Consider the following 25693-nt stretch of genomic DNA (forward strand, 5'->3'; position numbering starts at 1 on the left):
GTTAGAATACCGGCCTGTCACGCCGGGGGTCGCGGGTTCGAGTCCCGTCCGCTCCGCCACTTATTCAGACAAAGCCCTAGCAGAAATGCTAGGGCTTTTTCGTTTGCGCTATTATTTGGTCTACGACCAACGAGTTCCGCTCGTGTGCAAGCCCAGTCGCTCTACTATTTATTTAGAAACCCAGTCCTCTGACTGGGTTTTGTCGTTTAAAAGCAAAGAGATTTTTCCTTTTCAGGGTATGAGAGCCAGTTGTCTGCAAGCCCGGACGAGTAGGCATCCTCACCATTCTGCTATTTATATAGAACCCCAGCCTTTCGTACTAGACTTTGTCGTTTCTAATATCGTCAGATCTCTGTGTCTGTTGCGGAGTTTGCTCTGTCAGATAAAGACCTTATTTCTATTTGAATGAGGCATGTCTACAGGGAGATATACTTACTTTCTGCGACTTCCCATAGGGCTTTCACTAATGGATTTTCTAGCTGGCTCTTGATGCAACAGACTCCTAGCTCAAATGGTTTTATAGGTAGAACCTTGAGTCGATTTATCTTCTCTCTTACAGGACTGTTGTTGATTACTACATCTGGTGCGATACCTACGCCACAACCGAGAGCAACCATACTGACAATGGCCTCGTGCCCTGCCACTTGTGCATAGATGTTTGGTTTGATCTTCATTTGCTTAAACCAAACATTCGCTCTTTCTCTTGCTGTGCCTGCTTCTGGGAGAATAAAAGGGATCGTTGACCAATCTGGAGTTTCTTTCTGTAGCTCTTCAGCGAAGCTGCTGACTCCAACTGGAGCAATAACCGATAGAGGTATCTCGCTGATTGGTTCAAAAGCAACTTTAGCGGTTAACTGGTCTGGCTTTGCAGAGATCGCGATATCCGCTTCATCCGCCAGAATCTTATCGATAGCTTGGGCGGGATCACCAGTGGAGAGCTTAAATTCAATAAATGGGTGTTGTATGCGGAATTCAGAAATAAGCTCTGGGAGGTGGCTGTAACTTGCCGTTACCGAGCAAAATAAACGTATCTCCCCTTTTAACTCGTCTTCTGTTCCTTTGACGTAACTTTGGTATTGCTGCCACTCACCTAAGATCTTCAGTGCTACAGGTAATAGCTTCTTACCTTGAACCGTTAATTCGACACTTCGGTTATCACGCAAGAACAGCTGTTGATGTGTTTCTTCTTCCAGCTTCTGAATCTGCCGACTCAGTGCGGAAGGGCTGATATGCATTGCTGCCGCTGTCTTAGCGAAGCTTTTACTATCACATAGGTGAATGAATAGTTGCAGGCTTTTGATGTTCATTAAATCTTCACTTCCATGTTGCATTAATTGCAATAAGTAATTGTGAATATATCACTTTCAGCAACAGAATGTCTGTTTTAGTATGAACTCATTCGGTAAAACAAATACCGACCTCTATGGAAGAATGTTAAGGAGCACCCAGATGGCTAACTATTTCAATACCCTAAACTTGCGTGAGCAATTGGACCAACTTGGTCGTTGTCGCTTTATGGACCGCGAAGAATTCGCATCAGAAGCAGATTACCTAAAAGGTAAGAAAGTGGTCATCGTAGGTTGTGGTGCTCAAGGCCTTAACCAAGGCCTGAACATGCGTGACTCTGGTCTAGACGTTGCTTACGCTCTGCGCCAAGCTGCGATCGACGAGCAACGTCAATCGTTCAAAAACGCAAAAGATAATGGCTTCGAAGTAGGCAGCTACGAAACGCTAATCCCAGAAGCTGACCTAGTAATCAACCTAACACCAGACAAGCAACACACGAACGTTGTTGAAACGGTAATGCCATTAATGAAAGAAGGCGCAGCACTGGGCTATTCACACGGTTTCAACGTTGTTGAAGAAGGCATGCAAATCCGTAAAGACCTAACAGTTGTGATGGTTGCGCCTAAGTGTCCAGGTACAGAAGTGCGCGAAGAGTACAAGCGTGGTTTCGGTGTACCAACACTAATCGCGGTTCACCCAGAGAATGATCCAAAAGGGGAAGGTTGGGATATCGCGAAAGCTTGGGCTGCAGGTACAGGTGGTCACCGCGCAGGTTGTCTAGAGTCTTCATTCGTAGCAGAAGTTAAATCTGACCTAATGGGTGAGCAAACTATCCTATGTGGCATGCTACAAGCTGGTTCTATCGTTTCTTACGAGAAGATGGTCGCTGACGGCATCGACCCGAGCTACGCAGGTAAACTTCTACAATACGGTTGGGAGACAATCACCGAAGCACTTAAGTTTGGTGGTATCACCCACATGATGGACCGTCTATCAAACCCAGCAAAAGTAAAAGCATTTGAGCTTTCTGAAGAGCTAAAAGAGCTAATGCGTCCACTATACAACAAGCACATGGATGACATCATTACAGGTGAATTCTCAAGCACTATGATGGCTGACTGGGCAAACGACGATGCAAACCTACTAGGCTGGCGTGAAGAAACGGGCGAAACTGCTTTCGAAAACTACCCAGCAGGCGATATCGAAATCTCTGAGCAAGAGTACTTCGACAACGGCATTCTATTGGTAGCTATGGTTCGTGCCGGTGTTGAGCTAGCGTTCGAAGCAATGACAGCATCAGGCATCATCGATGAATCTGCATACTACGAGTCACTACACGAGCTACCGCTAATCGCAAACACAGTTGCACGTAAGCGCCTATACGAAATGAACGTGGTAATTTCAGATACAGCGGAGTACGGTAACTACCTATTCGCTAACGTAGCAACACCGCTACTACGTGAGAAGTTCATGCCATCAGTAAGCACAGACGTAATCGGTAAAGGTCTAGGCGAGTCGTCTAACCAAGTAGATAACGCTACGCTAATCGCAGTAAACGAAGCGATTCGTAACCACCCAGTAGAGTACATCGGTGAAGAGCTACGTGGTTACATGACTGATATGAAGAACATCGCAGTAGGCGGCTAATTTCTATCTAAGTCAGTAAAGAACTCCAGATAGACTGGGGTCAATAAATACAACATAAAACACAACATCTAATTAAAAGGCTTGGTCGCCGTTGGCCAAGCCTTTTTGTTTTTATGAAGACGGACTGTTTCCTTCGAACTGTGGGATAGCTTCGCTGTTGGAGTCGAGAGATGTTCGTTGGGATAGAATTGAAAGAAGTAGAGGTGCAGTAAGTGTTGACTGAATTTGTCCTTAAGAAGACAAAATTGAAGTGAGTCCCGAGTCCCGAAAAACAAAAAGGGTTGACGTGCATACGCCAACCCTTAAGTATTTTCTCGCTTCTCGCTTCTCGCTTCTCGCTTCTCGCTTCTCGCTTCTCGCTTCTCGCTTCTCGCTTATTTATCAGCTAGCTTTTCTTCAAGCTCAGCCAATTTCTTTTCCATCTCTGTCAGCTTTTGACGTGTACGCAGTAGAACTTGAGTTTGTACGTCGAATTCTTCACGGCTAACAACGTCTAGCTTGTTTAGCTGACCTTGGATTACTTGGCGAACTTTTTGATCAACATCCGCGCCTAGCTCTTTTACTGGCTGTGGCATTGATTCGTGAATTTGTTTAGCGATTTGCTCTAATTTCTTTGGGTCAAACATAGTGGCTAAAACTCCTTTTGATTTGCCCACATTCTATGTAAATGATACGGGAAAGTCGCCATTTAGATGGCAAAAAAGAGAGCAGCAATAAAAAAGGTCACCGAAGTGACCTTTTTCTTAGTGCTTTATGCTTACTTGTTATCTGCTAATTCGCGGTGAGCGGCTTTCGCTTCATCCACTCGAGCTAGCTTTTCCAAGTCTTTGTCTTCAACAAACACTGGCAGTGGCTTGTGTTTTTCAGCTAGGTAGCTGTAAATCACAGGCAGTACGAATAGCGTAAACAGCGTACCGATCGCCAGACCAGCAACGATTACGATACCGATACTAAAGCGCTGTTCAGCACCTGCGCCTGTTGCGTACATCAGTGGGATCAGACCTGCAATCATCGCCGCTGTTGTCATCAGGATTGGACGTAGACGAACTTTCGCCGCTTCCATTACTGCATCGATACGAGACAGTTTGTTGTGTAACTGCTCTTCTTTCGCTACCTCACAGATCAAGATACCGTGCTTGGTGATCAGACCAACCAATGTAATCAAACCAACCTGCGAGTAGATGTTCATCGATGCCGTACCCCACGCCAGAGCAATCAATGCACCACATACCGCTAGCGGTACCGATACCATGATTACAATTGGATCGCGGATAGATTCAAACTGAATCGCCAGTACTAGGAAGATGATCGCCAGTGCCAAGCCGAATGTTGCGTATAGTGCGCTACCTTCCGTTACAAACTGACGTGCTTCACCCATGTAGTCATGGTTGTAGCCTGATGGCAGTTTGTTTTGTGCCACGTCTTCGAACCAGTTGATTGCATCACCCATTGCTACACCAGGTGCTGGTACTGCACCAACCGTTGCTGAGTTGAGCTGGTTGAAGTGAGGCAGTGAGCGAGGCTCTGCGACAACATCAATCGTGATCAAGCTGCCAAGTGGCACTGCTTTACCGTCAACTGAGCGTACGTAGTAGTTTTTCATCGACTCTGGGTTTAGACGCCACTTACGTTCTACTTGAGGGATAACCTCATATGAACGTCCATTTAGGTCGATACGGTTTACGTAACCATCCGCCATCATGGTACTTAGCGTTACACCAATGTCTTGCATGGTCACGCCGTATGCGCCTGCTTTGTCTTTGTCGATGCTGATCTTCATCGTTGCTGAATCGTAGTTCAGATCCAGATCCGAGTAGACGAACATTGGACTCTTCGATACGTCAGTCAAGATATCACTAGCGATAGTAAACAGGCTTTCGAAGCTGTTTGGTGTAGTGATAACGAACTGAATCGGCAGACCTGACCCTGCACCAGGAAGTTCTGGCATTTGGAACGCAGTTACCGACATACCCGGTACATGAGAAACAAGGTCACCTACACGTTTAGTGATGTCTGCTTGGCTTGCTTCACGCTCACTCCAAGGTTTCAGAGTTGCTAGGCCGAATGCTTGGTTTGAGTTTGGTACACCGTTAAACACCTGAGCGTATTCTACTTCTGGTTGGTCAGATAGAATCTTGTTTACGTCGTTCATGGTGTTTTGGATGTAGTCCAAGTTCGCGTTTGATGGCGCTGTACCCATTAGTACAACCACGCCTTTATCTTCCGAAGGTGCCAGTTCACTTGGAATGAACTTAAACAGAATCGGCAAACTTGCGAATACAATGATCGCAAACGCGATGATCACAGGACGGTGTGCCATCACTGATGTCAGCATTTTCTCGTAACGGTTGGTCATACCATCCAATACGTGATGTACTTTCTGCTCAAATTTGCTTGGCTCTTCATTTGCCTTAAGCATCTTCGAACACATCATCGGTGATAGAGTCAATGCGATAATACCGGATACAAATACCGCACCCGCTAGGGTTAACGCGAACTCTTTAAATAGCGAACCTGTAATACCACCCATCAACGCGATTGGCGCGTATACCGCACCCAGCGTTAGGGTCATTGCAATTACAGGCACCGCAATTTCACGCGTACCGATGATAGCTGCACGGAACGGGGATTCGCCTTCTTTAATGTGACGGTCGACGTTCTCAAGAACAACGATCGCGTCATCCACCACCAGACCGATGGCGAGTACCATTGCCAGAAGTGTCATCAAGTTCCACGAGAAGCCCATTGCCTGCATCACCATAGCTACACCAATCAGTGATAGCGGGATGGTAACGATAGGAATCACAACCGCACGGAATGAACCTAGGAATAGGGTGATAACCACAAGTACGATCACCGCTGCTTCAAGAATGGTTTTCACAACTTCGTGAATTGATTCGTTGATAGCGATGGTTGAGTCATACATCACGTTCATTTTGATGTTACTTGGTAAGTTGCGCTCTAATTGAGGCAATAGCGCAAGAACATCAGCTGCGATGTTAATCGGGTTAGCACTCGGTGCCGCGTTAATTGCTGCAACTACTGCTTCCTGACCGTTCGCACTTGCACGGTAGATATCGTGGCTCTTCTCTAGCGTTACTTTCGCAATATCGCCAAGACGAATCACATCACCGTCGCCAGTTTTAACAACCAGAGCTTCTAGCTCAGCAACGTTGGATACCTGAGTATCTGCGCTACCGTTGTAAAGAACGAATTCACCTGTTGCCTGACCCGTTGCAGATTGGTAGTTGTTGGCATTCAACACACCCATCACATCTGTCGCAGTCAGCTTAAGTGCACCCATTTTCGCTGGATCTAGCCATACGCGCAGTGCGTATTTCATACCACCGTATAGGTCAACTTTCGATACACCGTTTACCGTAAATAGCTGCGGGTTGATTACACGCTCAAGGTAGTCGGTGATCTGGCTCGAAGACAGTTCATCACTGGTGAAACCAATGTACAGTACCGCGGTAGTCGAACCTGTCGACATGGTTACTGTCGGATCTTCTGCTTCTTTTGGAAGTTGTGAACGAACCGAGTTGGTTTTCGCCAGAATGTCAGACAGCGCCGCATTCGGGTCGGTGTTCAACTTCATGTTTACGGTAATGGTAGACGTACCTAGAACCGAGGATGAAGTCATATAATCGATATTATCGGCCTGCGCGACGGCTTGCTCCAAAGGCTGAGTAATAAAGCCTTGGATCAAGTCAGCACTTGCACCGTAATAACTGGTGGTTACAGTAACCACCGTGTTTGTCATTTCAGGGTATTCTCGAACCTGCATCTTGAAGACGGCTTGTAAACCAAGCAACGCAATCAAAAAGCTGATCGATACCGCTAAAACTGGACGTTTAATAAAAACATCAGTAAAGCGCATGATGCCTCCAATTAAAGCATTGGTGTTTCAGCAGGTGGTGTCAGTGCCGAATCTTCAACGATGGTCACTTTCGCGTGGTTACTTAGACGGATTTGACCCGACGTTACCACTACATCACCTGGTTTCACGCCTTCTAGAATATGCGCGATGTCTTTAGTGCGTTCGCCCACTTTTACCACGTGTTGCTTAACGCGTTTTTCACCGTCTTCTTCAGTTACGATGTACACGTTGTCGCCATATAGGGTAAAGGTGATAGCCGTTTGTGGCAGTGTTACTTGGTTCTCTAACTTCGGTAGAATGATGTTTGCACGAGCGAACATACCACTACGAAGTTTGCCATCGCTGTTTGGAATGTCAGCTTGAACTTGGATCAGACCACTTTGAACGTTAACCGCAGGCTCGATAGCAGAGATAGAACCTTTGAATGGCTTATCAGGGTAAGCATCAACAAAGATGTCTACTTCTTGGTCTAGCTTGATGCGAGAGATGTCTGTTTGAGGCACGGTGAAACGCAGGCGCATTACTGATGTGTCTTCAAGACGCACGATGTCAGTACCTGCTTGTAGGTATTGACCAAGATAAACGTTACGAATACCAACTACACCAGCGAAAGGCGCTTTGATTTCACGACGGTCGATGGTCGCTTTAAGACTTTCGATATCCGCTTTCAGTGAGAAGTAGTTTGCTTCTGCTTCGTCATACGCTTCTTTAGAGATAGAGCCTTTTTTGAAAAGGCCTTGGTAGCGTTTGTACTTAGCTTGAGCCGCTGGCAGTTTAGCTTGAGAGCTCTTAAGGTTTGCGATTTCTACTTCAGAGTCTAGAAGAACCAAAGGCTGGCCCTCTTCAACTTGAGTACCAGAGTCGAAAGAAATCTTATCGATCACACCGCTGGTTTCGTTCGCAACAGTGACACCTTGGTTAGGTTCAATGAAGCCGATCGCCTCGATAACAGGAACCCAATCAACCGCTTGTACTTCTGTTACGGTTACTGGGAATTCTGGTTCCGGACGATTCGCCATGTATTCAGCAATTTTCTGTTGCTTGAATAAGTTGAAACCTATCACGCTTCCGAACAGAAGAACCGCGATAAGTAACATAAAGAAAGTCCACTTTTTCATTCTATTAAGAACTCCAAGTTAGTGTTTAATAATTGCATCCCAGCTGGCTTCAACGGCTGCTTCCAACGCGTCTTCATCCAACTGATAAAATCCCAAAGCATGTTTTCTAGCAAGCGCAACACTAGCTTCGAAACTTAACCCTGAAAGAATTTCGTTATCGAGAGGTTTAAATACCCCTTCCACTTTGCCTTGATTAAAAAGACGATCTACTTGGGCAAACATTTGCCTTTCAAGTTCCCGAGTACTTTTACGATTTCCACAAGGCAGTGATTCATATTGGACACGATTACTTAAGGTGTCTAAATTTGATCCAGCAAGGTGCCAAATGTTGAGCCACATAGTGCGGTAACGCTCTTTCAGGGGCATATCGTCATGAACATCCGCTTGAACGGCCTCCGCGATACGTTTGGTAACGGTAAGGCGGACTTCTTCTAAAAGATGTTCTTTATCTGAGAAATATCGATAAATCGTGCCTGCTGCGACACCTGCTTCAGTTGCGAGCTTTTGCATGGATAGACCATGAAAACCCGATTCAGCAATTAAGCGTTCGGCAGCTGCGATGATTTGCTCGTATTTATCTCCAGTAGTGTTATAGGTCATAACCACACCACCCAATGAATGAACGTTCATTCATTATAGCGCAAAGACTGGTCAGTTATGCAACAAAATGTTGCAACTCTCTGTGTAAAAATTACGTGAAAATGACCGTAGCTTTCACACACTCACCCCTTTATCATAGGCGCCACTATTTCCACCCGCAGAGAATTTTTATGAAGCTGAACCCCAGACAAGACGAAGCCGTTAAGTACGTATCAGGCCCATGCTTGGTGCTAGCGGGCGCTGGTTCGGGTAAAACTCGTGTTATTACCAATAAAATCGCTTATTTGGTTCAGCAGTGTGGCTACAAGGCACGCAATATTGCTGCGGTAACCTTTACCAACAAGGCGGCACGCGAGATGAAAGAGCGTGTTGGCCAAACGTTAGGTAAATCTGAATCGAAAGGTCTGATGGTCTCGACGTTCCACACGTTAGGGTTGAACATCATCAAGCGCGAGTACAAACACCTTGGCTTGAAAGCGGGCTTCTCATTATTTGATGATCAAGACCAGCTCGCGCTACTCAAAGAGCTAACAGAGAAGCAGCTTGATGGTGACAAAGACTTGTTGCGCCAACTTTTGAGTTCAATCTCGAACTGGAAGAACGACATGCTGACACCGGAGCAAGCCAAAGCGCTGGCTCAAGGTGAGCAACAACAGCTGTTTGCGTTCTGCTTCGAGATGTACCAAAAGCAGATGAAGGCGTATAACGCGCTTGATTTTGACGACTTGATTTCCCTACCCGTGCAACTGCTACGTAATAACGAAGAAGTGCGTCAACGCTGGCAAAATCGCATTCGTTACTTATTGGTGGATGAATATCAAGATACCAACACCAGCCAATACGATTTGGTGAAGCTCATCGTTGGCGAGCGCGGTCGTTTAACTGTTGTAGGCGACGATGACCAATCTATCTATTCATGGCGTGGCGCTAAGCCGCAAAACTTGGTGTTGCTCGGTGAAGACTATCCAAATCTGCGCTTGATTAAGTTGGAGCAGAATTACCGTTCCACTAGCCGTATTCTGCGTGCAGCTAACATCTTGATCGCGAATAACCCACACGTGTATGAGAAATCGCTGTTCTCGGAAATTCCTGACGGCGAAAAACTCAAAGTGTTACTGGCGAAGAACGAAGAGCACGAAGCGGAGCGCGTAACAGGTGAATTGATTGCGCACAAGTTCCTAAACCGCACCGAATATAAAGACTATGCGATTCTATACCGTGGTAACCACCAATCGCGTTTGATCGAAAAGTCACTGATGCAAAACCGTGTGCCATACAAACTGTCTGGCGGCACGTCTTTCTTCGCTCGAGCAGAGATCAAAGACATCATGGCTTACCTACGTGTATTGGTGAACCCAGATGATGACAACGCGTTCCTACGTATTGTGAATACGCCGCGTCGTGAAATTGGTCCCGTGACTCTAGAGAAGCTGGGTAGCTACGCCAACATGCGTGGTAAGAGCTTGTTTGAAGTCAGCTTTGAAATGGGATTGGAACAGCACCTAACCGGCCGTGGCCTAGAGAACCTACGCCGTTTCACGCAATGGTTGGTAGCTATTGCTGATCAAGCTGAGCGAGGTGATACGGTTGAAGCGGTGCGTTCGCTTGTACGTGATATTCATTACGAAGATTGGCTATACGAAACGTCAGCAAGCCCGAAAGCGGCTGAAATGCGTATGAAGAACGTTTCTGATCTTTATTCTTGGATTGTGGCCGATCTAGAAGGTGACAACTACGACCAAGAAGAGAAGACGTTAAAAGAGGTGGTTCAACGTCTTACCCTACGCGACATGATGGAACGCGGTGAAGAAGATGAAGATAGCGATGCGGTTCAATTGATGACACTGCACGCTTCGAAAGGTCTCGAGTTCCCGTTCGTGTACTTGATTGGTTCGGAAGAGGGCATTCTGCCGCACCAAACCAGTATTGATGAAGACAACGTTGAAGAAGAACGCCGCCTAATGTACGTGGGTATTACCCGTGCGCAGCGCGAGCTGACTTTTACCATGTGTAAGGAACGTCGACAGTTTGGTGAATTGATCAAGCCGACGCAAAGCCGCTTCTTAGATGAGCTGCCATTTGACGACGTTGAATGGGAAGTAAACAAAAAGCCAGTATCGGCAGAAGAGCGTATGGCAAAAGGCCAAGCACACATCGCCAATATTCGAGCAATGTTTAAGAAGTAGTGCAGTGTTGTTACGACGGACTAAAAACAAAAAGGCTTGCCATGTGGCAAGCCTTTTTCGTTGATGTCTTTATTATAGACCTTCAATCATGTGGTCGATGGCTGCGATGATTTCGTCATCAGAACAGTCCATACACGTACCTTTAGCTGGCATCGCGTTGAAGCCTTGGATTGCATGGTTGGTCAGCACGTCTTTGCCTTGTGCAATACGTGGTGCCCAATCTGCCGCATCACCAGTTTTCGGTGCACCGTTCACGCCAGATGCGTGACAAGCAATACAGAAAGTACCGTAAACTGACGCACCATCACGTGGACCAGTTGGCTCTGCTTTTACTGGTTCTGCTCCTGCAAGATAAACATCACCGACAGGTTTGATGCGTTCTGCGATCGCATCGTATTCAGTTTGGCTGATGTCAGAAGCTAAAGCTGCCGTAGAGAAAGTTAAGGCAGCGAACAAAACGCTAATCATTCGTCGAGACATATCCATTAAACCCACTTCACATTCCCGAGGTAAGTGACTTACCTATTTATATAGTTAGAGTATTTAGAGCCGTTGGAGAAAGTTTTACGCAATTGCTTCTATAGTGAGCAGAAAACCTTCTCTAACGGTCTAGAGTGATTAAACAACCAAGTTGCAGCTGTTAAATCAATGTAAATAATGGGTGATTATATCCCGATAACTTGTTGCAATAAACAACAAGTTATCCATGACAGGGCGTGAATCACATCAAAAATTCTCTTTAAAGGCAGATAACTGTCGAAAAAGAGACCAAACGAGAAAAAAAGTAAAAAAAGTACTAGACGGCATAGTGTGATATCCGTATTATTCCTCTCCGCCGATGGGGCATGCGCCCGTAGCTCAGTTGGATAGAGCGTTGGCCTCCGGAGCCAAAGGTCGAAGGTTCGAATCCTTTCGGGCGTGCCATTCCGGAATACAAATCAAAGGCACGAACATAGTGGTGGCTATAGCTCAGTTGGTAGAGCCCTGGATTGTGATTCCGGTGGTCGCGAGTTCGAATCTCGTTAGCCACCCCATTATTTCGGTAACTCATTAAGTTAATGAAGTTTCCAGTTTTGATTCAGATATCCCAAGAGTCGAAACAAAATTCGTCGGTGAATAGCGCAGCTTGGTAGCGCATCTGGTTTGGGACCAGAGGGTCGGGGGTTCGAATCCCTCTTCACCGACCACTATTTAGTTTATGGCTATAATAGAGCGGTAAACAGCAAAAATTGATGGTGGCTATAGCTCAGTTGGTAGAGCCCTGGATTGTGATTCCGGTGGTCGCGAGTTCGAATCTCGTTAGCCACCCCATTAATTAAGGTGACTTCTTAGTTGAAGTATCCTGTCTGATTTGAGAGAATCAGCAAATACAGTTCGGTGAATAGCGCAGCTTGGTAGCGCATCTGGTTTGGGACCAGAGGGTCGGGGGTTCGAATCCCTCTTCACCGACCACTATTAGAAAGCCTGCTTCTTAGCAGGCTTTCGTCGTTTTAGAGCTAGTGATATCGCTTGGACTAGATGAGTCGGCAATATTTCAATGGATTTGAACCCAAGAGGGGGTTCGCCTGAAGTTAGAATATGGCTCTTCACCGGCTACTATTTAAAGCCTCAGTCGAAAGACTGGGGCTTTTTTACATTTGAAATTTAGAATGTTGGGACCAGAGGGTCGTGGGCTGGAGCGCCAGCCCAGTGGAACGCCAGTCCGCCGGGAGCCCGGCCGCGTCGAATCTCTTTACCGAGCACTATTAGAAAGCCTGATTTTTAGCAGGCTTTCGTCGTTTTAGAGCTTATGATCTCGCTTGGACTAGATCGGTCGGTAATATTTCAATGGATCTGAACCCAAGTCGAGTTCGCCTGAAGTTAAAATATGGCTCTTCACCTACTACGATTTAAAGCCTCAGCCGAATTTTGCATTTCTTACTCTCAAAAACTCTCACTTCATTTTCAGTTCCATCAAAATGTACAGCTCTGGGAGCTTTTGACCTCCCATGATCCAAATGCTTTTCGAGCTGACAAAAGAAACCCCAGCACGGTGGCTGGGGTTTTGTATTTCTTGAGTTGAGCGCTTTATTGAGCGAGTGTTTTTAGAATTTCATTCAGTTCAACCGTCTCTTTCACTTCATAGCTTGGCTTGATATCGGTTGGATTTGCTGCACCTGTCTCGTTAACCCACACACTCAGAATGCCCATGTTGTTGGCACCCGCAATATCGGCTGGTAGAGAATCACCAATATGAATTGCTTCTTCTGGTGTTGCGTCAACAAGGTTGAGTGCTTTATGGAAGATACTTGCAGCAGGCTTCTCTTCCGGCTCTTCGCCACCGACGATGATATGATCCACCCATTCACTCATTTGTGTCGCTTTGAGCTTTGGATGTTGCGAGAAGATAGGGCCATTAGTGATTACCACCAATTTGTAGTGTTGACGTAGCTCAGTCAGCATTTCCTTTACGCCTGGGAAGAAGGTAAAAGCACCCATTCGAGCTGAATCGAAGAAGCTTTGTGCCTGCTGTGCTTGTTCTGCATCGATCTCGATGCCTTGTTCTGCCAAGATAGTTTGGATTAAACCGCAGCGGAACGCATTTTCATCTGGTAGCAGAGCTATAAGCTGAGGGAATTCGTCGTTTAGCTTCTTATACACACCTTGTAAGTAGCGTTGCACAAAGGCTGTGGAGTCAGTGACCTGAGGGTAAGTTTGAGCAATCCAATCGGCAAACTCTTGTCCTGCTACTTTATCGGCTTGAGATGTGCCACATAAAGTCTCGTCCATATCAAAAAATATCGCTTTAAGCACGGGGGCTCCTTCATTCACTACTCGACGTTAGAGTTTGATTATCTCTTATCTCACTCAAAATGACAGTGGAAAGCGCAAAACTGATGGCTGATCTTCTCTTTTCCCCCACCAAAGCCCCCAGTTCAAAGAGCGTTTTCAATCCATAGAAAATTAGCTTAATCACAAAATCGCATAACTGACGCATAACCTCGGTTAGGTGACAGATTTCATTTGTTTTGCAGATCTGCTCACGTTTTCACCTCTATGTGTGTAGGGGAATTTTGGCTTTTTATGTATGCAGACTATTTTGTTAGTAACATTTTATGTCGAAAAATCCCAATAAGAACGGAATATTGTTTGGTAAATGTTAATAATGACGTGTGAATAATAGGGATACTATCAATAGTGAGTTTATGCGTAAATTTAGAGCATTTTTCTGTTTTTATTGGTGCGTAACGCACAAAAATGGTGTGCTATGAAAATGGTTAAATACTTGTTAATGCATTTCTATTCGCTCATTGTGCGTGTAAATAATGTTTTTTAGGCGAAATATACTTTAATTGTTGCTTTTTTGTGTAATTTTTGCCAAATTGTCTCCGCATTAAGATTTCAGAGTATTATTCTGAATTTGAACGGATTCATTCAGGTGATGAATGGCGCTTTCATTGCGCGATTCGATACCACAGACAAGGCAGTAGAGGTCTGAAATGTCACTATTAGAGGTGAAAAACCTTCGTATTGAATATCCATCCCGTCACGGTGTCCATGCGGCCGTGAAATCGCTTTCTTTTCATATCGATCGTGGCGAAATTGTGGGTGTTGTTGGCGAATCAGGTGCGGGTAAATCCACCGTTGGTAACGCCGTTATTGATTTGCTTAGTCCTCCGGGTCGTGTTGCCAGCGGCGATGTGTACCTTGATGGAGAGAAAATTTCTGGTTTGACGCCAGAAGCGATGCGTAAGGTTCGCGGCTCTAAGATTGGCTTTATCTTTCAAGACCCAATGACCTCGCTTAACCCTCTATTTACGGTTGAGCAGCAATTGAAAGAGACCATCCACGCTAACATGAAGGTGTCGGATGAAGAGGCGTATCAACGCGCGCTTTCTCTTATGCAGCAGGTTGGCATCCCGCAACCTGAAAACCGTCTTAAACAGTACCCACACCAATTCTCTGGCGGTATGCGTCAGCGTGTGGTTATTGCTATCGCACTGGCTGGTGAGCCAGATCTGATCATTGCCGATGAGCCAACTACGGCACTCGACGTATCAATCCAAGACCAAATCCTAAACCTTATCCGTGAACTGTGTATCAAGAACAACGTAGGTTGTATGTTGGTGACGCACGACATGGGTGTGGTTTCAAACGTGACTGACCGTGTAGCAGTTATGTACCGTGGTGATTTGGTTGAATTTGGCCCAACCGCTAAGGTATTGGGCGATCCTGATCACCCATACACGCGCAGCTTGATTTCTGCGGTTCCTCGTTCTGACATTAAACTCGATCGCTTCCCGCTAGTGAGCTACATCGAAGAAGCAACAGAGCTACAAGAACTGGATATCAAGAACCACTGGCTAGGTCAAAGCCAAGACCAACGCGAGTACACCGGCCCTCTATTGGATGTGAAGAACGTAAACCTACGCTTCGTGACCAAAGATTCGTTGTTTGAAAGCCGCCGCGAATACGTGCAGGCCTCAAACAATGTCAGTTTTGAAGTGCACGAAGGCGAGACGTTTGGCTTGGTGGGTGAATCTGGCTCAGGTAAATCGACCATCGCACGTGTGATTGCAGGTTTGTATGAACCAAACTCAGGCCAAGTAAGTTTTGAAGGCATTGACCTAACGGCACTGAAATCAGAAAAAGCGCGTCGTCCATTGCGTCGTCAAATGCAGATGGTCTTCCAAAACCCATACACTTCAATGAACCCGCGTATGAAGATTTTCGACATCATCGCGGAGCCAATTCGTTTCCATAAGCTAACCAAGAATGAAGCGGAAACGCGTCAGATTGTGAATGACCTGCTTGATCACGTAGGTTTGGGCAAAATGGCGGGCGTGAAATACCCTCATGAATTCTCCGGTGGTCAGCGTCAGCGTATTTCTATTGCGCGTGCACTGGCGACCCGTCCTCGACTACTGATTTGTGACGAACCGACATCAGCGTTGGATGTATCGGTACAGGCACAAATTCTGAACTTGCTAAAAGATCTGCAAAGTGAGCTCAACCTCACCATGTTGTTTATCAGCCACGACTTACCAGTTATTCGCCAAATGTGTGACCGAGTGGGTGTGATGCAGATGGGTACGCTACTGGAAGTGGCGCCAACTGAGCAGCTATTTACCGCTCCTCAGCATGAATACAGCAAGAAACTGATTTCTCTGATGCCTGAATTCACAGGTTTGAGAGAAGAAATCAAAACGGCATAAACCAAGTTTTTCGCTTGGCTGACCATCAAGGTCAACAAACCTTAGTCATAACAAAGACGCAAACACAACAAGGGATTCGAATTCCCGCATGAAGGAGTTATGCAAATGAAAACCATGAAAAGCAAATTAGCAGTGGCGCTAATGGCAGCGGGCCTAAGCTTTAACGCAATGGCAGCAGATATCAAAGTTGGCTACGCAGCTGACCCAGTATCGCTAGACCCGCATGAGCAGCTATCAGGCGGTACGCTGCAAATGTCACACATGGTATTTGATCCACTAGTTCGTTTCACACAAGACATGGACTTTGAACCTCGTCTAGCAGAAAGCTGGGAACGTGTGAACGATACAACGGTACGTTTCAAGCTACGCCAAGGTGTTAAGTTCCACTCTGGTAACGACATGACGGCGGACGACGTAGTATGGACTTTCGAGCGTCTACAAAGCTCTCCAGATTTCAAAGCTATCTTCGACCCGTACGAAAAAATCGTGAAGGTTGACGACTACACAGTGGATCTAGTGACTAAAGGGCCTTACCCGCTTGTGCTGCAAACGGCGACTTACATCTTCCCAATGGACAGCAAGTTCTACTCTGGTAAGACAGAAGATGGTAAAGACAAGTCTGAGCTAGTGAAGCACGGTAACTCATTTGCATCGACTAACGTATCTGGCACGGGTCCATTCATTGTGACTTCTCGTGAGCAGGGCGTAAAAGTGGAATTCGAACGCTTTAAAGACTACTGGGATAAAGAGTCGAAAGGTAACGTTGATAAGCTAACGCTTGTACCAATTAAAGAAGACGCAACTCGTGTAGCTGCGCTACTTTCTGGCGGCGTTGACATGATTCACCCAGTAGCGCCAAACGATCACAAACGTGTGAAAGATGCAGACGGCATCGACCTAGTAACGCTACCTGGTACTCGTATCATCACGTTCCAACTAAACCAAAACAGCAACGAAGCATTGAAAGACGTTCGCGTTCGCCAAGCGATTGTTCACGCAATCAATAACGAAGGCATCGTGAAGAAAATCATGAAAGGCTTCGCAACGGCAGCTGGTCAGCAAAGCCCGGCAGGTTACGTAGGTCACGATGACAAACTGGTTCCTCGCTACGATCTGAAGAAAGCGAAAGAACTGATGAAAGAAGCGGGCTACGAAGATGGCCTAACGCTAACGATGATCGCGCCAAACAACCGTTACGTGAACGATGCGAAAGTCGCGCAAGCAGCGGCGGCAATGCTGTCTAAGATCGGCATCAAGGTTGATCTGAAGACGATGCCAAAAGCGCAATACTGGCCAGAGTTCGACAAGTGTGCGGCAGACATGCTGATGATCGGTTGGCACTCAGATACGGAAGATTCAGCGAACTTCAACGAGTTCCTAACCATGACTCGTAACGAAGAAACGGGCCGTGGTCAGTACAACTGTGGTTACTACTCAAACCCAGAAATGGACAAAGTGGTTGAAGCAGCGAACGTAGAAACGGATCCAGCGAAACGTGCAGAAATGCTGAAAGGTGTAGAAGCAACGCTATACAACGACGCAGCATTCGTACCGCTACACTGGCAAAGTGAAGCGTGGGGCGCGAAGTCTAACGTGAAAGCGGCAGACATCGTTAACCCAATGGTAATGCCTTACTTCGGTGACCTAGTGGTTGAATAATCACGGTTAGTCGATTTTGAGGAGGGATTGATGTCCCTCCTCAACTTAAAGCACTCGACTCAGTTTTGTTTCAGTCGGACTGAGTTGGTTTTACAGACTGAATTTTCTCTCTGAATAGAGATCTATGGATAGTTAAGGGGCAAGGAATGTTTTCGTTTCTGGTCAAGCGCCTGTTTCAGGCACTGATAGTGATGTTTGTGATCAGTTTGGTGGCGTTTGCCATTCAGGATAACCTGGGTGACCCGCTGCGTGAGCTTGTAGGTCAGTCGGTTTCAGAAGCGGAGCGTCAAGCGCTACGTGACGAACTGGGCCTGAACGATCCCTTTATCACAAAGTACACTCGCTTTGTGGGCAATGCGCTACAAGGTGATTTAGGTACATCTTACTTCTTCAAGCGACCTGCGGTTGAGGTGATTCTCGATAAGCTGGTGGCAACGCTAGAGCTCGTGTTTGGTGCGACGCTCATCATTATTGTTTTCTCTATACCACTTGGGGTGTATTCCGCGATCCACCCGAAGAGCATCTTTACTAAATTCGTCATGGCGATGAGTAGTGTCGGTATCTCGATTCCGGTGTTCTTAACCGCAATCATGCTGATGTATGTCTTCTCCATAGAACTTGGTTGGCTACCTTCCTACGGACGGGGTGAGACCGCTAATGTGCTTGGTTGGGAATCTGGCTTCTTTACCATTGATGGTATCAAGCACCTTATCCTGCCGTGTATTGCGCTAGCGTCTATCATGCTGCCGTTGTTCATCCGTCTGGTACGTTCAGAAATGCTGGAAGTACTGAGCTCGGAATACATTAAGTTCGCCAAAGCAAAAGGCCTGAACTTACAAAAGATTTATTACCAACATGCACTTAAGAACACCATGTTACCTGTATTGACGGTCGGTGGTGTGCAGATTGGTACTATGGTGGCTTACACCATTCTTACTGAAACCGTGTTCCAATGGCCGGGTACAGGCTTCCTTTTCCTAGAGGCAATCAACCGTGTAGATACACCGCTGATCACTGCCTACGTTATCTTTGTTGGTCTGATCTTCGTGGTAACCAATACCATCGTTGACTTGTTGTACGGCATCATCAACCCAACTGTGAACCTAACTGGAAAAGGAGCTTAATCATGAGCCAATCAAATGTAACACCCGCTCCTGTAGCCGCACCGTCAGCGTGGCAGCGTTTTAAAGAGTCAGATTTTCTGTATTACTTCAAGCGCGACAAAGTTGCGATGGCAAGTTTTACCGTCTTTATGATGTTCTTAGTGTTGGCGTTGGCTGCACCAATTCTGGCTCCGACAGACCCGTACGATCTGACGTCCATCGACATCATGGATTCTGAGTTGCCACCGTCTTGGATGGAAGATGGCGATGAGCGCTTTGTGTTAGGTACCGATGAGCAAGGCCGCGATATTTTATCGACCATTCTTTATGGCTCTCGCTTGTCTTTGACCATCGGTTTCCTTGCGGTTGGTCTTCAGTTGGTACTGGGCATCATCATTGGCTTGTCTGCAGGTTACTTCGGCGGCCGTATCGATAGCTTCTTGATGCGCTTTGCCGACGTACAGTTATCGTTCTCGACTATGATGGTGGCGATCATCGTCTCGGCAATCTTCAAAGCCAGCTTTGGTAGTGATTTCTACAGCCAATATGCAGTGGTCATGCTGGTGGTGATTATCGGCGTGGCAGAATGGCCGCAATACGCACGTACCATTCGCGCCTCGGTATTGGCAGAGAAGAAGAAAGAGTACGTCGAAGCGGCGCGTGTGATGGGCTTTAAAGCACCTCGCATTATGTTCCGTCACATTCTGCCGAACTGTCTATCTCCAATCTTGGTTATCTCGACAGTACAGGTAGCGAACGCAATTATGTCGGAAGCGGCACTGTCATTCCTAGGCTTAGGTCTTCCGGTAGACCAGCCATCTCTAGGCGCGCTAATCAGCATCGGCTTTAACTACATCTTCTCTGGTGCATGGTGGATTACGGCCTTCCCAGGTATCGTGCTAGTAACGCTGGTACTGGTTATCAACCTATTAGGTGACTGGTTGCGTGACGTGTTCAACCCGAAAATCTACAAGGGTTAATCACTAAAATACAAACCTATACGTTGCCTATTTCATAAAATTCTTTCTAAACTGAGAGCCGGATGCAATTCCGGCTCTTTTTTTGCTTATCACTTTTTATTCATGTTTTATTGACGCTTTGTCGCGATAATTTCATCACCTACTGTTCAGAGTGAAGCGTATGGAAATGAAGAAGGCACAACACTCCTCTCGTATCGTCCAATCCGGCTTGAGCCTTGGATTGCTGTTGGCGTGCGCCCAATTTTCGACACCGGTACTTGCGGAGGGTTTTCTTTGCCAAGCCTCTCAAGCGAGTAACAAAGAACTGCCAGTACTTGAGCAATCTTGTCCGATCGGGAAAGGGGTATGGGGAAAGAAAGTGCCGCAGGGAGGCAATGATTTCTTCTGGATCCAGTGTGGTCTATTGCCAAAACCGATGTCTTTAGCCAAAGCCAAGCCGATCTACAGCAAAATCACCACCGATGTTTGGATGAAGCCAGAGCAAAAAGGCTACCGATGTCTTATTGGTCCTTATACTGAATTTGCCAAAGCCTCGCAGGACTTACAGCGAGTCAAAACCTTGTCGACCTATAAAGAAGCCTTTGTTCGTGTGGTTGGCAAAGGTACGTCAGAGCCAGCAAAGCAAACTAAGCCGATGCCGAAGCCTGCCGCGAAGGCAAAGCCTGTAACACCCGTTGCTCCAGTTGCCGCGACTCGCCCGAATACGGACGCTTTCAAAGCTAAAGAGACGCCTGCTAAGGCAGCACCGAAGCAAGCTTCTCAACCAGCGGCGAAACCGACTCAAGCGCCTAAACCTGCTCAGCCTATTATCAGTAACGATACAGTGCAGGTACGATTGAAGACGATTCTGCAAGGTAAAACGTTTGTGGTGCCTTACTTGGTCGAGAACAACAACCAGTTCTACATGGAACATGGAAAGCCTTGGAACCGCTTAAACTATGCGAGCTCGAAAAAGGTCTGTCAGCAACTAAGTATGGACTTGGCGAGTGTCTCGGACTTCAAAACACTGCGTGCATCAGGGGTGATGGAGAAAGACAATTGGCCGCTGCAGTTGCCTTACTGGGGTAAAGATAAGAAGGGCTTGTTTGCCGACCGAGAACCGAATCAGCTCACGGGTACATCCTTACTCAATGTGATTTGTGTGAAGTAATTAAACGGATACAAAAGAGCCCCGCTTGAGCGGGGCTTTTTTGCGGCCTCAAATAGAGGAGCTATTTGAGTTGGGTTTCCTTGTGGCAGTTAGCGCAACAGTATACTTCTTTGATGCCTTTGCACTTTTCCCAGAAGGTTCTGCGTCGACGATGCAGATGAATCTGGCTACAACAAGGTTTCGATAGTACTTGTTTGTCTTTACTCATTAGTCTTCAATCAGAGGTAGTGATTCCATCACTTTTTCCATTGCTTCTAGAGAGTCTGAGTACAGACCAAACTCAGGAGCAGACACTGAGCCATCTTGCTCTGCGCTTGAGTTGATGCCGATGTAGAAGTCACCAAACTCACGGTTCACGTTACGCTGGCGAGTTTTGTAATCAGAATCTGAGCCTGTTTCTTCTAGAGTCAGAGTTTCGCGATTTGTTTCGCTATCGAGAGAGATAGTCCAGTTACCTGGAGTGTAGAAGCCTTCTGGTTTGATAGACTCGTATTCGTAAACACCGTTAGCGTACTCAAACTTACCTGCTGCATAAAATAGCTCAGTCTCGTCTTGAGCAACGGTCTCGCTCTCTACCGTCATATCAAATTCAATCTTACCGTTCGCAACCTTTTCGCTCACTGGTAGTGCTTGTGCGAAAGGAGCGTCGGTTGAATCAAACCAGAACAACTCATCACCATCGATTTTCACAAGGATTTGGTAGTCGCCTTGTGTGGTTTTGTTTTGGTAAAGCATTTCGTACTCAGATCCTTCATCGTCGTACAATTTGCCGTCTTTGATCTCTACATCCCAACAATCTTTGTTTTGGTAAGCCGCGTAGCTTGGTAGCTTGTCCAGTTTTGCCAAAATCGCGTATGGGTCGTACTCCCAAGAGTTGTCGATGAAGTCACTGATGTTTGTCGAATACTCTTCGCCTTGCTCATCATCGTTTGAACCCCAACACCATAGTAGGCCTTCGGCATCTTTCATAAGAATCGCATGGCCGATTTCGCCATCGTTACGTGCGAAGCTGCCCATTTTTGCCGCTTTGCCGTTAAAGTGGTCGATAGTGAAGCCTAGCGTTGGTACGACTGGCGGTGGCGTAGCGCCTTCTTTCACTTCTGGCAGTTTGAAGGTTACGCGAGTTTTACCATCTTCGTTATCTTCTACGCCAACGGTAAAAGTTTGGCCTGCAGCGTAAGCTTTTTCTGGTGTGCCTTCGATTGTGATGATTGCGTTGTCGTCTTCATCGATAGACAAGCCAGCGATAGAGATCGATTCAGCAGAATATTCTTCTAGTTGGCCATCTTCGTCTTTGAAAAGACCTGAAATGTCTAGAGTTTGCTCAAAAGCTTCACCTTGCTGTAGTTGCCAGTCATCAATGATGCTTTGCAGACGTTTTTGTTCTGCTTCAATGATGGTCGGCGCTTGGTTCGCGGTTTCGATGTCCAGCTCAAATACTGTACTTACAGTAGCAAGTGTTTTGCCTGTAGAGTCTTTATCTTCAGCCGTTAGGATGATTTCAAACTCACCGGCTTTGGTGACTTCAGCCGCTGGTGAAAGAACCAATTGGTTGCCTTCGATGCGAGCTTCGATACCTGTACCAGCAAGGTTATGAGTCAATTTAGGTGTGACAAGGTTTTGGTCTTTGTCTTTGAATAGACCTTCAATGTTAAGCTCTACACCATCGAAACCTGCGCCTTTAACGATCTCAGGTAGGTTCTCTAGCTTATCTTCTGCCGCTTCTTCAACGTCTTCGTTAACCACAAGCTTGTTGTTGTATACCGGAACCGGAGACAGCTCGTTGCTGTTTGGCGTTGAGTCTTCAATCACTGGTTTGTTGTTCACATCCGTGATTTGCTCTTGCGTCATTTCGCCTACGATAGCATCCGCTTCTTTAGCGAATTCAGTTGCTTTCTTCTCGTAGTTTGCTGGGTTTTGCGCTTTTGATTCAGTCAGAATCTGAGCGGTTTTATGTAGCTCGGCGCTTTTATCTACACCCGAAACGAAGTCACTGTACAGATCGATAGGAGCTTCTTCTGTACCACCAAGTGCTTGGCTTACTTTTGCTGCCGCTTCTTCTTCTGTTAGCGAGCTGTTGTTTGCCATCTCAATCGCGACAAGGTCTGTGATTGGTGAGATAACGTTAGACGAGTTTGGTGCGCGGAAAACCAGTTCGTGAGCCATCGCTTGGCTTGGGTGATCCATATCTACAGTGTAAGTGCCTGCGTAAGTCGGATCTAAAGCGATAAGCTGTTTCTGTTTCACACCGTTCGGTGTGATGGTTTGTAGAGCCAGAGTTGTCTCTGGTTTTGCTTTGATTTTAAGCTGACCTTTCTCATCGGTTAGACCAAGGAATGTATCATTGGTGTCCCATTGGCCATTGTTGTTCAGATCTTCAAACACAACTGCATTTTTGAAGTAGCCATCAAAGCCTGTGATCACTACGCCAGCATTACCGCCGTTTGAACCACCATCTGAACCACCACAACCTGTTAGCGCGATAGCCACTGACGCTGCTAGTAAACTCACCTTATTCATTGTTTTAATCCTTGTTTCGTTTCCGAATGAGAAAGTCGCTTTGTATTGTTTTATCTTCAAATCTCACTAGTGAGATTGGAAAAGCAGCGCATTTTGGATCGTTTTTGGAAGCAGCTTCAAGATACGAAAAACCGAAAAAAAACCGTAAAAAAACTTTGAATATTTTTTTGTTGATCAGATTAATTGTTTAAATTGTCAATAATGGTGCTAATTATGGAATACAAAGACTTATTTTGAGTTTTTAGTTAATTTCTGAGTGGTTTTTGTCCCAATCGGATCGTGATAAATCATATTGATTTTAAACTCTTCAACTTCACTGGCGTATTGAGGAAGTGGGCGCAAAATGTAGCTATACGTTTCGCCGTGGAGAAATACATCATTGGGATGATAGTCATTATTAAATATGACGAATGCGTACGTAGACAGTTTGGGAGCCGTCTGACAATCGGCCTTATCGGAGTAGGAGATGATATCACTGAACATACCTTCTCCTGCGATGATAGAGACATCCCAAAATGGGCACATCTCATGACCAAATAGGTCGCTGTATGACGTCACTACGTTGAGATCCGAGTCAAAGCTGTCATACCACTCACCATCTTGAGCGAAGTTTCGGTCAAAAATGTAGTTGCTAGCGGTAGCAAGACGGTAACCTCCCGCAGTAGGGATAAGCAAATCAAATAGTGTGGTTTGATATAGCTTCTCCCCTGTATTGACGTTCAAACGTTCTTCCATTGAGCGTTTGTTCTTTTGCATGGTGTAGCTTTCGAAACGATTATCATCGAAGACGGTAATGAAATAGTTTTCGGTCTCTTTATGCACGCGTGAGGTGTAGACCTTTTTCGTGGTCCAAATTTGTTGTGAGCCGTTTGCTTGCACGATTAATGATTCATCGCTGATCTGATATTGGCCGACTTTTTTTAGTTCATGCTCTTCAGGACAACGAGTTTTGTTGTTGGAAGCCGCATAAAAGACCTCTTCTTCGACAAATTTAAACGCCTCACAGTACACCACTTCATAGGCGTATTTCTTTCCACCAAGCATTGTTGAGGATTCAAGGCGATACACAATGCCATCGATCAGAGGGTGTTCTGTATCATTTTGTTCTTCGATTACTGCTGGCAGTTCAAAACGCGTGGTAACCCAAGCATGGTCTTCTGTACCATGGTGGTCATCGCGCGCAGATACCGCTAAGTAAGTGGTTTGATCGAACGCTTTTGGTGCACCTTGCAACATGATCTGCCCTTGGTTGAGAACACTCAGTCCATTGGCGTTTTCCAACCAGATTCGGGTCGTGAGAAGGTCGCCCTCGGGGTCTTCAAACAATTGCTCCAATCCCAATGAGTAGTTGATAGGGTTGTTCTGTGTCAGTTCCCAACCAAAGATGATGGTTTGTAACTGCTGCTCTACCGCAAGGTTAATGATCGGTTTGCCATTGTTAGTCGCATCATTGTTTATGTTGCTACTCACGTAGGTTTGAGTCAGGTCCCCGGAGTAATTGACCACCGATGATCCAAAAGCACCTTGAACCTGTTCAGGCTGATCTGACAAGGTCGATTCGAGTGCTTTTTCAAAGGCAAGATCGTTGTTTCTCTCTAGTACTGAGGAGGTTAAGGCTTGCTTCACTTCAATCAACGAAGTGCGCTCACCTTGGGACGTTTTTCTCTTATCTAGGCCATTTTGTGCTGGTTCTATATTGGCAGCCGCAGCGAATGTTTGTTCATCTGAAAGCCAGTAGCTTGCTATCAAGCAGACACCCAGTGCGCCTGCAATCCAGTATTTTTTCGACATGATATTACGCGTGCGCCATTCTTGATTGCAGCCAACTGCGCGAGAACTTAAGGTCTTTTTCAATCAAACTGGCGCTGCATTCGAGCAGTTCACAGATCTCTTGGTTTTTCATGCCCATCAGGTACTTGAGCTTTAGCGCGTTAGATTGGCGTGGATAGCGCACACTAAAGTTGTCGAGCGCTTTGTCCATGATGATGAGTTGCTCGAAGCGATCTTCTTCCTCCTTCATCAAGGTGATGTGTTGTCGCTTCTGCGCTTGATGGGCGCGTGCATTGTCGATCAGGATCTGGCGCATCACTTTGGCTGCCATTAAGAAGAAATCACGCTTGGTTTCAATCTCACTCATATCGCAGCTAGACATTTTTAAATACGCATCATGAATGAGCGCCGTGGTGCTGTTTACGCTATCGGCCAGTACCTTGTTGTCGGTGCCGTATTTCTCTGCGTTGCGCTCACGTTCTTGCTGAGCAATCTTACGAAGTTGTAGGTAAGCGAATTGGTACAACTCACTTTCCGCTTTTTTATCGCCGGCTTGCCACTGCTGGATAATTTGCGTCAGGGTAGATTTAGAAGCCAT

17 protein-coding genes and 5 tRNA genes are annotated in these 25693 nt (G+C 46.2%); 12 read left to right on the forward strand and 10 right to left on the reverse strand.

The genetic code is table 11. The annotated features are described in order from the left end of the window. Positions 1-416 precede the first annotated feature (416 nt). Positions 417-1307 carry an HTH-type transcriptional activator IlvY gene (ilvY, locus tag VCHENC03_RS17155; protein WP_009705427.1) on the reverse strand — a complete coding sequence of 297 codons (891 nt, stop codon included), beginning with the start codon at positions 1305-1307 and terminating at the stop codon, positions 417-419. 142 nt (positions 1308-1449) lie between these two features. Here ilvY and ilvC point away from each other — a divergent pair, with 142 nt between their 5' ends. After that, a complete protein-coding gene (gene ilvC, locus VCHENC03_RS17150) occupies positions 1450-2934 on the forward strand; it encodes a ketol-acid reductoisomerase (RefSeq protein WP_005434660.1) in 1485 nt (494 codons plus the stop codon). A gap of 374 nt (positions 2935-3308) precedes the next feature. Here the strand turns inward: ilvC and ubiK are convergent, their stop codons facing one another. The 4 genes from ubiK to VCHENC03_RS17130 form a co-directional block, all read right to left on the reverse strand. Next, positions 3309-3560 (reverse strand): ubiquinone biosynthesis accessory factor UbiK, encoded by a 252-nt coding sequence (gene ubiK / locus VCHENC03_RS17145; protein ID WP_005427244.1) that lies wholly within the window; start codon positions 3558-3560, stop codon positions 3309-3311. Between the two features lie 131 nt (positions 3561-3691). After that, the gene (vmeD, locus tag VCHENC03_RS17140) at positions 3692-6814 is read right to left on the reverse strand and encodes a multidrug efflux RND transporter permease subunit VmeD (RefSeq protein WP_005434659.1); all 3123 of its coding nucleotides are present in this window, start codon (positions 6812-6814) and stop codon (positions 3692-3694) included. Between the two features lie 11 nt (positions 6815-6825). Next, positions 6826-7932 (reverse strand): multidrug efflux RND transporter periplasmic adaptor subunit VmeC, encoded by a 1107-nt coding sequence (gene vmeC, locus VCHENC03_RS17135; RefSeq protein WP_009705428.1) that lies wholly within the window; start codon positions 7930-7932, stop codon positions 6826-6828. Between the two features lie 18 nt (positions 7933-7950). Continuing rightward, positions 7951-8532, reverse strand: a complete 582-nt coding sequence (locus tag VCHENC03_RS17130; protein ID WP_009705429.1) for a TetR/AcrR family transcriptional regulator — start codon at positions 8530-8532, stop codon at positions 7951-7953. Between the two features lie 170 nt (positions 8533-8702). Here VCHENC03_RS17130 and rep point away from each other — a divergent pair, with 170 nt between their 5' ends. Then, complete coding sequence (rep, locus tag VCHENC03_RS17125; protein WP_009705430.1) at positions 8703-10718, forward strand: DNA helicase Rep; 2016 nt, start codon at positions 8703-8705, stop codon at positions 10716-10718. Positions 10719-10790: 72 nt separating this feature from the next. Here the strand turns inward: rep and VCHENC03_RS17120 are convergent, their stop codons facing one another. Further along, on the reverse strand, positions 10791-11204 hold the full coding sequence (locus VCHENC03_RS17120) for a c-type cytochrome (RefSeq protein ID WP_005434644.1): 414 nt from the start codon (positions 11202-11204) through the stop codon (positions 10791-10793). Positions 11205-11565: 361 nt separating this feature from the next. Between VCHENC03_RS17120 and VCHENC03_RS17115 the strand changes: the two genes are divergently transcribed. The 5 genes from VCHENC03_RS17115 (at position 11566) to VCHENC03_RS17095 (ending at position 12170) form a co-directional block, all read left to right on the forward strand. After that, a tRNA-Arg gene (locus tag VCHENC03_RS17115) sits at positions 11566-11642 on the forward strand. A 34-nt stretch (positions 11643-11676) separates the two neighbouring features. After that, positions 11677-11752, forward strand: a tRNA-His gene (locus VCHENC03_RS17110). Positions 11753-11828: 76 nt separating this feature from the next. Beyond that, a tRNA-Pro gene (locus tag VCHENC03_RS17105) sits at positions 11829-11905 on the forward strand. Positions 11906-11953: 48 nt separating this feature from the next. Continuing rightward, a tRNA-His gene (locus VCHENC03_RS17100) sits at positions 11954-12029 on the forward strand. A gap of 64 nt (positions 12030-12093) precedes the next feature. Continuing rightward, positions 12094-12170 (forward strand) — tRNA-Pro (locus tag VCHENC03_RS17095). 615 nt (positions 12171-12785) lie between these two features. On the opposite strand, the gene VCHENC03_RS17090 is transcribed toward VCHENC03_RS17095, so the two are convergent. Beyond that, on the reverse strand, positions 12786-13511 hold the full coding sequence (locus VCHENC03_RS17090) for an HAD family hydrolase (RefSeq protein WP_009705432.1): 726 nt from the start codon (positions 13509-13511) through the stop codon (positions 12786-12788). A 686-nt stretch (positions 13512-14197) separates the two neighbouring features. Between VCHENC03_RS17090 and VCHENC03_RS17085 the strand changes: the two genes are divergently transcribed. The 5 genes from VCHENC03_RS17085 to VCHENC03_RS17065 all read left to right on the forward strand — a co-directional run bounded on the left by VCHENC03_RS17085 (position 14198) and on the right by VCHENC03_RS17065 (position 20805). Beyond that, positions 14198-15913, forward strand: coding sequence for an ABC transporter ATP-binding protein (locus VCHENC03_RS17085; RefSeq protein ID WP_005434636.1), 1716 nt, complete (start codon positions 14198-14200; stop codon positions 15911-15913). 105 nt (positions 15914-16018) lie between these two features. After that, on the forward strand, positions 16019-17572 hold the full coding sequence (locus tag VCHENC03_RS17080; RefSeq protein ID WP_009705433.1) for an ABC transporter substrate-binding protein: 1554 nt from the start codon (positions 16019-16021) through the stop codon (positions 17570-17572). A gap of 146 nt (positions 17573-17718) precedes the next feature. After that, on the forward strand, positions 17719-18696 hold the full coding sequence (locus VCHENC03_RS17075) for an ABC transporter permease (protein WP_020196664.1): 978 nt from the start codon (positions 17719-17721) through the stop codon (positions 18694-18696). Between the two features lie 2 nt (positions 18697-18698). After that, the gene (locus VCHENC03_RS17070) at positions 18699-19655 is read left to right on the forward strand and encodes an ABC transporter permease (protein WP_009705435.1); all 957 of its coding nucleotides are present in this window, start codon (positions 18699-18701) and stop codon (positions 19653-19655) included. Positions 19656-19815: 160 nt separating this feature from the next. Next, on the forward strand, positions 19816-20805 hold the full coding sequence (locus VCHENC03_RS17065; RefSeq protein ID WP_009705436.1) for an SPOR domain-containing protein: 990 nt from the start codon (positions 19816-19818) through the stop codon (positions 20803-20805). A 207-nt stretch (positions 20806-21012) separates the two neighbouring features. Here the strand turns inward: VCHENC03_RS17065 and VCHENC03_RS17060 are convergent, their stop codons facing one another. The 3 genes from VCHENC03_RS17060 to VCHENC03_RS17050 form a co-directional block, all read right to left on the reverse strand. Next, positions 21013-23325, reverse strand: coding sequence for a hypothetical protein (locus tag VCHENC03_RS17060; RefSeq protein ID WP_009705438.1), 2313 nt, complete (start codon positions 23323-23325; stop codon positions 21013-21015). 228 nt (positions 23326-23553) lie between these two features. Further along, positions 23554-25116, reverse strand: coding sequence for a hypothetical protein (locus tag VCHENC03_RS17055; RefSeq protein ID WP_009705440.1), 1563 nt, complete (start codon positions 25114-25116; stop codon positions 23554-23556). A gap of 4 nt (positions 25117-25120) precedes the next feature. After that, on the reverse strand, positions 25121-25693 hold the full coding sequence (locus tag VCHENC03_RS17050) for a sigma-70 family RNA polymerase sigma factor (RefSeq protein WP_005434622.1): 573 nt from the start codon (positions 25691-25693) through the stop codon (positions 25121-25123).

The sequence above is a fragment of the Vibrio sp. HENC-03 genome (assembly GCF_000305755.2).
In the GTDB taxonomy this organism is placed as follows: Bacteria; Pseudomonadota; Gammaproteobacteria; order Enterobacterales; family Vibrionaceae; genus Vibrio; species Vibrio owensii.